The 13601-nt window shown below is 60.7% G+C and carries 6 protein-coding genes; 4 read left to right on the top strand and 2 right to left on the bottom strand.

The genetic code is table 11. The features are described 5' to 3' along the window. Positions 1-1035, bottom strand: coding sequence for a lipopolysaccharide heptosyltransferase II (gene waaF, locus PSH91_RS02495; RefSeq protein ID WP_305467192.1), 1035 nt, complete (start codon positions 1033-1035; stop codon positions 1-3). Positions 1036-1362: 327 nt separating this feature from the next. Then, positions 1363-4302: a bifunctional [glutamate--ammonia ligase]-adenylyl-L-tyrosine phosphorylase/[glutamate--ammonia-ligase] adenylyltransferase gene (gene glnE / locus PSH91_RS02490; protein WP_305467191.1), complete on the bottom strand. Its 2940-nt coding sequence runs from the start codon at positions 4300-4302 to the stop codon at positions 1363-1365. 383 nt (positions 4303-4685) lie between these two features. On the opposite strand from glnE, the gene aceE reads away from it, so the two are divergent. The 4 genes from aceE (at position 4686) to PSH91_RS02470 (ending at position 13573) form a co-directional block, all read left to right on the top strand. Then, the gene (aceE, locus tag PSH91_RS02485) at positions 4686-7331 is read left to right on the top strand and encodes a pyruvate dehydrogenase (acetyl-transferring), homodimeric type (RefSeq protein WP_047225912.1); all 2646 of its coding nucleotides are present in this window, start codon (positions 4686-4688) and stop codon (positions 7329-7331) included. 11 nt (positions 7332-7342) lie between these two features. Beyond that, complete coding sequence (gene aceF, locus PSH91_RS02480) at positions 7343-8980, top strand: dihydrolipoyllysine-residue acetyltransferase (RefSeq protein ID WP_288911019.1); 1638 nt, start codon at positions 7343-7345, stop codon at positions 8978-8980. Between the two features lie 310 nt (positions 8981-9290). Further along, positions 9291-10685: an alkaline phosphatase D family protein gene (locus PSH91_RS02475; RefSeq protein WP_107321429.1), complete on the top strand. Its 1395-nt coding sequence runs from the start codon at positions 9291-9293 to the stop codon at positions 10683-10685. Positions 10686-10879: 194 nt separating this feature from the next. Continuing rightward, entirely contained in the window at positions 10880-13573 is a 2694-nt protein-coding gene (locus PSH91_RS02470; RefSeq protein WP_047225915.1) for a bifunctional diguanylate cyclase/phosphodiesterase, read from the top strand. Positions 13574-13601 lie beyond the last annotated feature (28 nt).

Raw genomic sequence — 13601 nt, 5'->3', positions numbered from 1 at the left:
TTACTGAACCTCCACCGGTGCGCCCTGCAAACGCCCCAGGGCATCGTTCACCGACGGCGGCCTGAGCTGGCGCAGGCAGTTGTAATGACCGAAGCGACAGGTGCGGTCGAAGCACGGACTGCATTCGATGCCCAGGCGTACGACTTCGACTTTTTCGGCCAGCGGCGGCGTAAAGCCCGGCGAAGTGGAACCGTACACGGCCACCAGTGGCCGGTTCAGGGCGGCGGCCACGTGCATCAGGCCGGAGTCGTTGGACACCACCGAATCGGCGCAGGACAACAGGTCGATGGCTTCGGCCAGGGAGGTATCGCCGCTGAGGTTCACCGACTCCTCCCGCAGGCCCGGGATCAGGCGCGAGCGGATGTCCTCGCCCACCGAATGATCGTTTTTCGAACCGAACAACCAGACCTGCCAGCCTTCGCGAATCTTCGTCTCGGCGACCTGGGCGTAATGCTCCGCCGGCCAGCGCTTGGACTCACCGAATTCGGCGCCTGGGCAGAGAGCCAGTACCGGGCGGTCCAGGCTCAGACCGAACTTGGCCAGCGCCGCTTCGCGGGTCACCGGGTCGATCGCAAGACTTGGGCGCGGATACGGCTTGGGCAACTCGGCACCTGGCTCGTAGGCCAGGGCCATGAAGCGCTCGATCATCAGCGGGTAGCGTTCTTTGTCCAGCGTGCGCACGTCATTGAGCAAGCCGTAGCGGAACTCGCCACGCCAGCCGGTGCGTTTGGGGATACTGGCGAAGAACGGCACCAGTGCCGATTTCAACGAATTGGGCAACAGGATCGCCTGGTCGTACTGACCGGCCAGGGACTTGCCGATGCGTCGACGGGTCGCCAGCTCCAGCACACCGTGGCCGAGCGGGAAGCTCAAGGCCTTGCGCACCTGGGGCATGCGCTCAAGAATCGGCCGACTCCACTCGGGGGCCAACACGTCGATTTCGCACTGTGGGTGGCGCTGCTTGAGGCACTGAAACAGTGTCTGCGCCATCACCATGTCACCGACCCAACTGGGCCCTACGATCAGAATATTCATGTGGCTTCCAAAAACGATGCGGGGAGGCCTACGCCTCCCCGCCTCGACAATCACTGTGGCTTAGGACGTTGCCTGCTGCCGTCACTCTACAACTGCGGGAGCGAGCCTGCTCGCGATGAGGCTCTCACATCCAATATCAATGTCGCCTGACACTCCGCTATCGCGAGCAGGCTCGCTCCCACAGGGAAATTCATCTACTTCAAGTATGGTGCAGCACCACAAATCCATTGTGAGAGCGAGCCTGCTCGCGATGGGGCCGGCACATCCAACATCAATGTCGCCTGACACTCCGCCTTCGCGAGCAAGCCCGCTCCCACATTTAAATCTTCAGCTCAGCCCCAGTTCTCGCCAGATTCGCAGCACCTGCCTGCGCTCATCCACAAACTGGTCGCCTGCAATCACCCCGGCGTCTTTCTGTAGAGCCTGGCGGTGGGCGGCTGAGCGGTAGGCTTTGTAGGCCTCGCGCAGCAGGGTAGCGTCTTCGACCGGCATCAGCCCGACGTCCTGCAACCCTTCCAGAATGCGGATGTTATCGGTGTAGCGCAGCAGCGACGGGTGCTCCTCGGACCACGCCAGGGCCGCGTATTGCACCATAAATTCAATGTCGACGATACCTCCGGCATCCTGCTTGAGGTCGAACGGCGCGGTGGCTTCAAAGGCATTCGCTGCGGTTCCGGCAGCGGTGACCTTGCTGCCGAGGTTATCGCGCATCTTGGCGCGCATCTCGCTGACTTCCTGGCGCAGCGTCGACAAATCACGCTTGCGCCCCAGCACCTGGGCACGAACCTTCTCGAACGCCTGACCCACGTCCTGGCTGCCCACCAGCACCCGAGCCCGCACCAAAGCCTGATGCTCCCAAGTCCAGGCCTCGTTCTCCTGATAGCGTGCAAAAGCCCCGAGGGAGCTGACCAGCAACCCCGACGCCCCGGACGGCCGCAAGCGCATGTCCACTTCGTAGAGCTGTCCAGAGTTGGTCTGGGCCGTCAGCAAATGGATGATTCGCTGGCCGAGCCGGGTGAAAAACTGCGCGCCGTCGATGGGTTTCGGGCCATCGGTTTCCGCCTGCGGATCGCCATCGTGGATGAACACCAGATCCAGGTCGGAACCATGCCCCAATTCCAGACCGCCGACTTTCCCATAACCGACAATGATGAAGCCCGGATCGCACAGGCTGCCGTCAGTGCGCAGCGGCACGCCATACTTGGCCACGGTCTGGCGCCAGGCCAGGGCCAGCACTTGTTCAAGAATTGCTTCGGCCAGCCAGGTCAGGTAATCGCTGACTTTCATCAACGGCAGGCTGCCGGCGATTTCCGAGGCGGCCACCCGCAAACGGTGCGCGAGCTTGAAATGCCGCAGGGCCTCCATCTGCTGCTCGAGATCATCCTCGGGGATGCGTGTCAGGCGTTCACGCAACTCCGCCGCCAGTTCCGGCGCCAGGGGGGGCTTGAAAAGTCGCCCCTCGTTGAGCAATTCATCAAGCAACAGGGGAAAGCGGGTGATCTGCTCGGCAATCCACGGGCTCGCCGCGCACAGCGTCAGCAGGCGTCGCAGGGCGCCGGGATTTTCCGTCAGCAGCACCAGATAGGCCGATCGGCGCGCCACGGCTTCCACCAGCGGCAATACGCGCTCAAGCACCAGGTCCGGATTGGCATGCTCCACCGCCTGGGCCAACAGGCGCGGAATGAATGCATCCAGACGCTCGCGCCCCAGACGCTGCATGGCGCGCAATTGCGCACTGCCGCGCAGGGCGGCCAGGGCTTTGAGCGCCTTGGGTGCGTCGGCGAAGCCGCCCTCCTCCAGTTGACGACACGCCGCCCCTTCATCCTGGCTGTCTTCCCACAGCGGCAACCATTCGCCGCCCACCGTCACTTCGCTTTCGCCGTCCTGCTCTTCATCCGGGTCGGCGATGACCTGGCCGAAGTGCCAGGCTACGCGACCGCGCCAGTACATCAATTGCTCATGGAAGGCCGCCCAGTCGGCAAAACCCAGCATGAACGCAATGCGCGCCTGATCCTGCGGGGTGTCCGGCAGCATCTGGGTCTGGCGGTCGGCGATGGCCTGGATCGCGTGTTCGGTGTAACGCAAGAATTCATAACCCTGGCGCAGCTCATCGACCACCTTGGCCGGCAGATAACCCTGGCCTTCCAGGGTCGCCAGCACTTTCAACAACGGGCGCTGCTGCAAACTCAAGTCACGACCGCCATGGATCAACTGGAACGCCTGGGCAATGAACTCCACCTCGCGGATGCCGCCCGAACCCAGCTTGATGTTGTCGGCCATGCCCTTGCGCCGCACTTCCTGCTGGATCAACTGCTTCATGGTGCGCAGCGCTTCGATGGCGGAAAAATCCAGATAACGGCGATAAACGAACGGACGCAGCATGTCGAGCAGTTGCGCGCCGGCCACCTGGTCACCCGCCACCACCCGCGCCTTGATCATCGCGTAGCGTTCCCAGTCACGGCCCTGATCCTGGTAATACTGCTCCAGCGCGTTGAAACTCAGCACCAGCGCTCCGGCCGAACCATAGGGGCGCAGGCGCATGTCGACGCGGAATACGAAGCCGTCGACGGTCATCGGGTCCAGGGCCTTGATCAGGCGCTGCCCCACACGAATGAAAAACTCCTGGTTATCCAGTGCCCGCTTGGCGCCAACAGTCTCGCCGCCCTCGGGGTAGGCGAAAATCAGATCGATGTCCGACGACAGGTTCAGCTCCACCGCACCAAGCTTGCCCATGCCCAGGATAACCATGTGCTGCGGTTCACCACTGCGCCGCCCGGTAGGCGTACCGAATTGCTGACTGTGGCGCTGGTACAGCCATTGATAGGCCTGGTCGATGCAGGTATCGGCCATGTCGGAGAGATCGCGACAGGTCTGGACCAGGTCGGCCTGGCGGGTCAGGTCGCGCCAGATGATCCGCACCTGTTGGCGGCTGCGCTGGCGACGCAGGATGCGACCCAGTTCGTCTTCAGTCTCGGCGGCCTGGACGGCTGCGCCAATCTGAGCGCACATTTCGCCGGGAGCCAGGTGGCGGTCCAGTTCGCCGCTGCGCACCAGTTCCAGCAACATAGAGGGGTCACGAACACTCTGCTCGATAAAAAAATCACTGGCGGCGGCGACACGGTTGAACTCGCTCCAGCGTTCGGGCGCCCAGGTGGACAGCCCGTGGTCGTCGTCCAGGGAAGCGACCGCCGCACGGAACGACTGCTCGGCACGACTGACCAATGACTGGAGAATTGCCGGAACTTCGGTAAGCGGGGGCAGGCTCATGGTCTATCCTTGATCGGCGCGGGGAAAGGCTGGATGTAGTGTTTTTTCAACTGCCACTACCTGATCGACTGTCGAACAAAGATGATAAATAGCTGAAAATCTGATTTTATTGGCAGCCGACATCAAGTTTTTACCTGTACGAGTTGGCTAACGACCAACAGTAACGATTATTCTCACAACGAAACGAGGGGCCATAAGCCGCTCATGTGTAGTTTTACTACTCGTCTATACATTCGAAAGGCTGAAACGGCCGACGATTTGTAGTAAAACTACACGCCGCCGAAACAACCTTCGGCAATCCAAGAATTTATACCGTCTGCCCACAAGGCCAGTCGCAAACTCAGGCAACCGATTCTGGTAGCCTTTCCGCCCTGGAGCAAGCCATGCAAGACCTCGATCCCGTCGAAACCCAGGAATGGCTGGACGCCCTGGAATCGGTTCTCGACAAAGAAGGCGAAGACCGTGCTCACTATCTGATGACCCGTATGGGCGAACTCGCAACCCGCAGCGGTTCGCAATTGCCTTACGCCATCACCACGCCATACCGCAACACAATCCCCGTTACCCACGAAGCACGCATGCCCGGCGACCTGTTCATGGAACGCCGCATTCGCTCGCTGGTACGCTGGAACGCGATGGCCATGGTGATGCGTACGAACCTGAAAGATTCTGACCTGGGCGGTCACATCTCCAGCTTCGCCTCCAGCGCAACCTTGTACGACATCGGCTTCAACTATTTCTTCCAGGCCCCGACCGACGAACACGGCGGCGACCTGATCTACTTCCAGGGCCACACCTCGCCAGGCGTTTACGCCCGTGCATTCATGGAAGGCCGCATCAGCGAAGAGCAGATGAACAACTTCCGCCAGGAAGTGGATGGTCAGGGCCTGTCGTCCTACCCGCACCCTTGGCTGATGCCTGATTTCTGGCAGTTCCCGACGGTATCCATGGGTCTGGGCCCGATCCAGGCCATCTACCAGGCGCGTTTCATGAAGTACCTGGAAGCCCGTGGCTTCATTCCCGAAGGCAAGCAGAAAGTCTGGTGCTTCCTGGGCGACGGCGAGTGCGACGAGCCGGAATCCCTGGGCGCGATCTCCCTGGCTGGCCGCGAGAAGCTGGACAACCTGATCTTCGTCATCAACTGCAACCTGCAGCGCCTCGACGGCCCCGTTCGCGGCAACGGCAAGATCATCCAGGAACTCGAAGGCGTGTTCCGTGGCGCCCAGTGGAATGTGACCAAAGTCATCTGGGGCCGTTTCTGGGACCCACTGCTGGCCAAGGACGTCGACGGCATCCTGCAGCGCCGCATGGACGAAGTCATCGACGGCGAATACCAGAACTACAAGGCCAAGGACGGCGCGTTCGTCCGTGAGCACTTCTTCAACACGCCTGAACTCAAGGCAATGGTTGCCGATCTGTCCGACGACGAGATCTGGAAGCTCAACCGTGGCGGCCACGACCCGTACAAGGTCTACGCGGCGTACCACGAAGCGGTCAACCACAAGGAACAACCGACCGTCATCCTGGCCAAGACCATCAAGGGTTATGGCACCGGTGCCGGCGAAGCGAAAAACACTGCGCACAACACCAAGAAAGTCGACGTCGACAGCCTGAAGTTGTTCCGCGACCGCTTCGACATCCCGGTCAAGGACGAGGAACTGGAAAACCTGCCGTTCTTCAAGCCGGAGCCCAACAGCGCCGAAGCCCGCTACCTGAGCGAGCGTCGCACCGCACTGGGTGGTTTCGTGCCCCAGCGCCGCGCCCAGAGCTTCAGCGTGCCGACCCCATCGCTCGATACCCTCAAGGCCATCCTTGACGGCTCGGGCGACCGTGAGATTTCCACCACCATGGCCTTCGTGCGGATCCTCGCGCAATTGGTCAAGGACAAGGAAATCGGCCCGCGCATCGTTCCAATCATCCCGGACGAAGCCCGTACCTTCGGTATGGAAGGCATGTTCCGTCAGTTGGGCATCTACTCCTCCGTCGGCCAGCTCTACGAGCCAGTCGATAAAGACCAGGTGATGTTCTACAAGGAAGACAAGAAGGGCCAGATCCTCGAAGAAGGCATCAACGAAGCAGGCGCCATGAGCTCCTTCATCGCTGCCGGTACTTCGTACTCCAGCCACAACCAGCCGATGCTGCCGTTCTACATCTTCTATTCGATGTTCGGTTTCCAGCGTATCGGCGACCTGGCCTGGGCCGCTGGCGACAGCCGGACCCGTGGCTTCCTGATCGGCGGTACCGCCGGCCGGACCACGCTCAACGGCGAAGGCCTGCAACACGAAGACGGTCACAGCCACATCCTGGCTGCCACCATCCCGAACTGCCGCACCTTTGATCCAACCTACGGCTACGAGCTGGCGGTGATCATCCAGGACGGCATGAAGAAGATGACCGAAGAGCAACAGGACGTCTTCTACTACATCACCGTGATGAACGAATCCTACCAGCAGCCAGCCATGCCGGCCGGCGTGGAGGAAGGCATCATCAAGGGCATGTACCTGCTCGAAGAAGACACCCGCGAAGCGGCGCACCACGTCCAGCTGATGGGCTCCGGCACCATCCTGCGCGAAGTGCGTGAAGCAGCGAAGATCCTGCGTGAAGAGTTCAACGTCGGCGCTGACGTGTGGAGCGTTACCAGCTTCAACGAACTGCGTCGCGATGGCCTGGCCGTGGAGCGCAGCAACCGTCTGCACCCGGGCCAGAAGCCGAAACTGAGCTACGTCGAAGAATGCCTGAACGGCCGCAAAGGTCCGGTCATCGCTTCTACCGACTACATGAAACTGTTCGCCGAGCAGATCCGTCAGTGGGTTCCTTCCAAGGAATTCAAGGTGCTGGGCACCGACGGTTTCGGCCGTAGCGACAGCCGCAAGAAGCTGCGTCACTTCTTCGAAGTCGACCGTAAGTTCGTTGTGTTGGCAGCCCTGGAAGCCCTGGCTGACCGTGGCGATATCGAACCCAAGGTGGTGGCCGAGGCCATCGTCAAGTTCGGCATCGATCCGGAAAAACGCAACCCACTGGACTGCTGAGGAGAATTTCCGTGAGCGAACTCATTCGCGTACCTGACATCGGCAGCGGTGAAGGTGAAGTAATTGAACTGTTTGTGAAGGTCGGCGACCGTATCGAAGCCGAGCAGAGCATCCTGACGCTTGAATCGGACAAGGCCAGCATGGAAGTGCCTGCGCCGAAGGCCGGTATCGTCAAAAGCCTGAAAGTGAAGCTAGGCGATCGCCTGAAAGAAGGCGACGAACTGCTGGAGCTGGAAGTCGAGGGCGCCGCTGCCGCGCCTGAGGCGGCTCCTGCTGCCCCGGCAGCGGCTGAAAAGCCTGCCGCCGCACCGGTTGCCGAGGCGGCTCCCGCCCCTGCCGCCGCGCCTGCCGCTGCCACGGTCCAGGACATTCATGTTCCGGACATTGGCTCCTCGGGCAAGGCCAAGATCATCGAAGTGCTGGTCAAGGTCGGCGACACCGTCGAAGCCGACCAGTCGCTGATCACCCTGGAATCCGACAAAGCCAGCATGGAAATCCCGTCGCCGGCCGCCGGCGTGGTGGAAAGCGTCGAGATCAAGCTGGAAGACGAAGTGGGCACCGGCGACCTGATCCTGAAGCTGAAAGTGGCCGGTGCTGCGGCACCTGCTGCCCCAGCCCAGGCTGCTGCGCCTGCCGCCAAGGCCGAAGCCGCTCCAGCTCCGGCTCCGGCTGCCGCGCCTGCCGCCAAGGCCGAGACAGCTCCTGCTCCTGCCGCCACACCTGCACCCAGCGGTGCCAAGGTGCATGCCGGCCCTGCGGTGCGTCAGCTGGCCCGTGAATTTGGTGTCGAGCTGTCCGCCGTCAGCCCAAGCGGCCCACATGGCCGCGTGCTGAAAGAAGACGTGCAGACTTACGTCAAGGCCATGATGCAGAAGGCCAAGAACGCTCCGGCCGAAGGCGCTACCGGTGGTGCGGGCATCCCGCCGATCCCGGCAGTGGATTTCAGCCGCTTCGGCGAAACCGAAGAAGTGGCAATGACTCGCCTGATGCAAATCGGCGCGTCGAGTCTGCATCGCAGCTGGCTGAACATTCCACACGTGACTCAGTTCGACCAGGCCGACATCACCGAACTGGAAGCTTTCCGCGTCGCGCAAAAAGCCGTGGCCGAGAAGGCTGGCGTCAAGCTGACCGTGCTGCCCCTGCTGCTCAAGGCCTGTGCGCACCTGCTCAAGGAATTGCCGGACTTCAACAGCTCGCTGGCCCCAAGCGGCAAGGCTGTCATTCGCAAGAAATACGTGCACATCGGGTTTGCCGTCGACACCCCGGAAGGCCTGCTGGTACCGGTCATCCGCAACGTCGACCAGAAGAGCCTGCTGCAACTGGCTGGCGAAGCCGCTGCCCTGGCCGAAAAAGCCCGGAGCAAAAAGCTCACCGCCGACGACATGCAGGGTGCCTGCTTCACCATTTCCAGCCTCGGCCACATTGGCGGTACCGGCTTCACGCCGATCGTCAACGCGCCGGAAGTGGCGATCCTGGGAGTCTCCAAAGCCACCATCCAGCCCGTCTGGGACGGTAAAGCCTTCCAGCCGAAGCTGATGCTGCCACTGTCGCTGTCCTACGATCACCGTGTGATCAACGGCGCCGCCGCTGCACGCTTCACCAAGCGTCTGAGCGACCTGCTGGGCGACATCCGTACCATCTTGCTGTAACACCGGGCGGCCCTCCCCACGGAGGGCCCTTCGGACCGCTGTTTTCCGAGCGCCACGCTCGTACCTCAACCCCGCCCGTTTGGCGGGGCTTTTTTTTGCCTGAAATAAAGTCGAACTTGCAGAGCAGCCCGTTCCAGGGCCCAACTTTCCTACTGCACTTCACCTAGATGACTACGTCATCTATTGGACGTTTCCCACAACACGCGCCCCCTCTCCTATCAATATTTATCCCATGCATCGCTTTAGGATGAGTTCAGGGAAGCCATTAACTACTTACCTAAAAAACTTTAACTTCGAATGGACTCGAATGATGTTCAAACCCACTGTTGGCCCTATTGTCGGCCACACGACACCTCATCACACGCGGATATTCCTGCGAGGGGATAACGATAAGAACAGCCTGGTATTTGCCGCCATCCGTTACCGGCGCCAGGGAGATTCAATCTGGTCGAAAGGACACTTTGTTCAGTTGCATGCTTACCGCGACATGTCCGATGTCATCGTATTGAAGAACCTTCAAGCCGATACCGCCTATGAATACCAAGCCGGCTGGTTCAGCCGCCTGAGCCCTACTCATACAATCGAAACCGTTCAGGAACTGCCGCTGCAATGGCCTCGGGATATTTACCAGATGCGCACGCCGTCCAGCAAAATCGGTGCACCGCGCAGCTATATCGTGGGTTCCTGCCGCTACCTGCGGGTGACGGCCGGCGTCCCCTCCAGACCTGAACTGGGCGACCGGACTTTCGCTGGCATCAACCGCATCGTGGCCCAGGCCGACCCGCCGATCAGTGCTGTAGTGATGACCGGCGACCAGGTTTATCTAGACGATTTGAATATTGTCGCCCCGGACCGGAACCCAAAGGATATTCTTTTCAAATACCGCACCGCCTTTTCCCAGCCGCATATTAGAAAGTTGATAGCGGGAACACCGAGCTACATGATTCTCGACGATCATGAAATCAAAGATAATTGGCCTGCCAGCAAGAAAAAAGGCGACGAAAACTTTTATGCCAATGCCATGGACGCCTATGCGCTTTATCAAGCCAGCCATAGTCCGGCACATGAACTGTTAAGTGACGGAACATTAAGCAAACCATTGAGACAATGTTGGTATCAGTTCGCTCACGGCGATATCGAATGGTTCGTCACCGACAGTCGGACCCAGCGCAATCTATCGCCGGATGATCGACGTATCCTGGATCAAGCGCAGGAACGATCGCTGATCAAATGGCTGGTCAACAGTCCGGCGCGGGTCAAGTTCATCGTGACCGGCGTGATGTTCTACCCGGACCGCAAGCTCAATACCTCGGACGCCTGGCAGGCCTTCCCGGAACAGCGTCTGCGCCTGCTGGAAACCGTTCGCCGCCATCGGATCAAGAACGTTATTTTCGTGTCCGGCGACGTCCATGGCTCTCTCACCAGTCGCCTGAGTCACAGCCAGGACCCTGACTTCGAGGTACATACCATCGTTTCCTCGCCGTTTTGCAACAGCAAACTGCTTCCTTATGCCAGCGCCGCGAGTTTTATTTTTGGTGATGCCATGGCTCGGACGCCCAGCGGGGACTATCGCTATGGGTTGAGCGGCAAGGTCATCAGCCAGGACAACTTCGCCCACCTGAAAGTCACGGCGCAGAGCGTTCAGGTCACGTTTCACGACCGTGATGGCAGCCCATTACAGACAGTAGATATCCCGCTGCGCTGACGGGTGGTATAACCACCCATGCCGTCTGATCGGCGGGCGACTGGAGAAATCCCTTCGTCGGCCGATAAAAGGTTTATAGCACTTGGCCTTCATCTCTCTTGTCAGCCAGTGCCGCAATGATGCAACCTTGCGGCAGTCCGTAATAACGAGGGCGTCAGCCCGGCGCGATCAGCATTTTCGAAGCGAGTTTCCCCATGAAAAGCCAACCCGATGCCGCCAGCCGTATGGCGGCCGAGGTAGTGACGCAGTTACCGGTGCCCTCGCGGCTCGGCATGCTGCGTTTCGAACGGCTGAATGAAGCAAGCTGGGCGCTGCTGTTCCTCGACCCCAACTGCGAGCGTTACTTCGGTCTGCCGGCCGTCGAGCTTTGCTCGCTGGTCAGTTCGCCCTACGCCAGCCTGATGGAGCCCGAAGCGCGCTATCAACTCCACGATGCGATCCAGCAGCAGTTGGCCCAGGCCCCGCATTACCTGATCCGCTACACGCTCCACACCGCCAAGGGCGCCATGAATATGCTGGAAATGGGCGAGCCCTATAAACAGCACAATCGCCATCTACTACGCGGCTACCTGCTGGCCGTGGACGATTTGCTGGCAAGCGAGCCGTCGATGCCGGCCCTGGACCTGGAAACTCAAAACTCGCGCCTGCAAATTGCCCTGGAACTGAACCAGCGCGCCCAGCAGGAGCAGCTGCAACACCTGGACCGGGTGCGCGCCCAGCAGGACCTGATCCTGCTGCTGACCCGCCAGCGCTACAGCGCCAACAATTCCCTGCAGGAAGCCGCCGAGCTCATCACCCGCAGCGCCTGCGACATCTACCAGATTGATTGCGCCAGCATCTGGAACCTGGAAGATGGCCAGTTGGTGCCGATTTCGGCTTATAACCGCGCCTCCCAAGACTACTTTCTGCCGGACGTGATCAACGCCAACGAGTTTCCTGACTACATGGAGGCGCTGCAGACCTGCCGCGCCATCGACGCGCACAATGCGATGCGCGACCCGCGTACCCGGGAAATGGCCGCAAGCCTGCGCACCCGCGAAGTCAACGCCATGCTCGACGCCAGCGTTCGTATCGACGGCCAGGTGGTGGGCGTACTGTGCCTGGAGCAGATAGGCGTCACCCGCGCCTGGCAGTCCGACGAGATCGCCTTTGCCGGTGAACTGGCTGACCAGTTCGCCCAGGTCATCAACAACCACAACCGCCGGACCGCCACCAACGCCCTGCACTTGTTCCAGCGCGCCGTGGAGCAGAGCGCCAACGCGTTCCTGCTGGTCAATTGCGACGGCGTGGTGGAATACGTCAACCCCAGCTTCACCGCCATCACCCAATATTCCACCGAGGAAGTCCACGGCCAGCGACTGTCGGAACTACCGGCCCTGGAAAACCTCAGCGAGCTGCTGTTCGATGCACCGTCGGCCCTCGCCCAGAGCAATAGCTGGCAAGGTGAATTCAAGAGCCGACGCAAGAATCTGGAACCCTACTGGGGCCAATTGTCGATTTCCAAGGTCTATGGCGATAACCGTGAACTGACCCACTACATCGGCATTTACGAAGACATCACCCAGACCAAACTGGCCCAGCAGCGCATCGAGCGCCTGGCCTACACCGACAACCTGACCAACCTGGGCAACCGCCCGGCGTTCATCCGCAACCTCGATGAGCGCTTTGCCCGGGACAGCGATTCGCCCATCAGCCTGTTGCTGGTGGACATCGACAACTTCAAGCGCATCAATGACAGCCTCGGCCATCAGACCGGCGACAAGCTGCTGATCAGCCTGGCCCGCCGCCTGCGCAACAGCCTGAGCCCCAGCGGCAGCCTGGCACGGTTCGCCAGTAATGAATTCGCCGTACTGCTGGACGACACCGACCTGGAGGCCGGGCAGCAGATCGCCAGCCAGTTGCTGATGACGCTCGACAAGCCGATGTTCGTCGATAACCAACTGATCAGCGTGACCGGCTCCGTGGGCCTGGCCTGCGCGCCACTGCACGGCCGCGACCCCCAGACCCTGATGCGCAACGCCGGACTCGCCCTGCACAAGGCCAAAGCCAACGGCAAGCATCAGGTCCAGGTATTCACCGAGGCGCTGAACGCCGAGGCCAGCTACAAGTTGTTCGTGGAAAACAACCTGCGCCGCGCCTTGACCCAGAACGAGCTGGACGTGTTCTACCAGCCAAAACTGTGCCTGCGCAGCGGTCGCTTGCTGGGCATGGAGGCGCTGCTGCGCTGGAACCATCCCGAGAAGGGCATGATTCGCCCGGACCAGTTCATCAGCGTGGCCGAAGAAACCGGCCTGATCATCCCCATCGGCAAATGGATCGCCCGTCAGGCATGCCGCATGAGCAAGCAATTGACCGCCGCTGGCCTGGGCAACCTGCAAGTGGCGATCAACCTCTCGCCCAAGCAGTTCTCCGACCCGGACCTGGTCGCCTCGATCGCCAGCATCCTCAAGGAAGAACAACTGCCGGCCCGCCTGCTGGAACTGGAACTGACCGAAGGTCTGCTGCTGGAGGCCACCGAAGACACCCACCTGCAGCTCGACCAACTCAAGCGCCTGGGCCTGACCCTGGCCATGGACGACTTCGGCACCGGTTACTCATCCCTGAGTTACCTGAAAAAATTCCCGATCGACATCATCAAGATCGATCGCAGCTTCATCCACGAGATTCCGGACAACCAGGACGACATGGAAATCACTTCCGCGGTGATCGCCATGGCCCACAACCTGAAACTCAAGGTGGTGGCCGAAGGTATCGAAACCGCACAGCAACTGGCGTTCCTGCGGCGCCACCGCTGCGACGTCGGCCAGGGCTACCTGTTCGACCGACCGATCCCCGGCGCGGAGCTGATCGAGAAGCTCAAGCGTTATCCGCGCGGCCCAATTGCCTGACAAGCGGTGTAACACTCGGGCACACTGA

Source organism: Pseudomonas sp. FP1154 (genome assembly GCF_030687245.1).
GTDB lineage: Bacteria > Pseudomonadota > Gammaproteobacteria > Pseudomonadales > Pseudomonadaceae > Aquipseudomonas > Aquipseudomonas rhizophila.
This window is presented reverse-complemented; position numbering and strand designations above follow the sequence as displayed.

Excerpts from the sequence above, each read along its gene's own strand:
- waaF (WP_305467192.1), bottom strand. The coding sequence starts at position 1,035 with ATGAATATTCTGATCGTAGGGCCCAGTTGGGTCGGTGACATGGTGATG.
- glnE (WP_305467191.1), bottom strand. The coding sequence starts at position 4,302 with ATGAGCCTGCCCCCGCTTACCGAAGTTCCGGCAATTCTCCAGTCATTG.
- aceE (WP_047225912.1), top strand. The coding sequence starts at position 4,686 with ATGCAAGACCTCGATCCCGTCGAAACCCAGGAATGGCTGGACGCCCTG.
- PSH91_RS02475 (WP_107321429.1), top strand. The coding sequence starts at position 9,291 with ATGTTCAAACCCACTGTTGGCCCTATTGTCGGCCACACGACACCTCAT.
- PSH91_RS02470 (WP_047225915.1), top strand. The coding sequence starts at position 10,880 with ATGAAAAGCCAACCCGATGCCGCCAGCCGTATGGCGGCCGAGGTAGTG.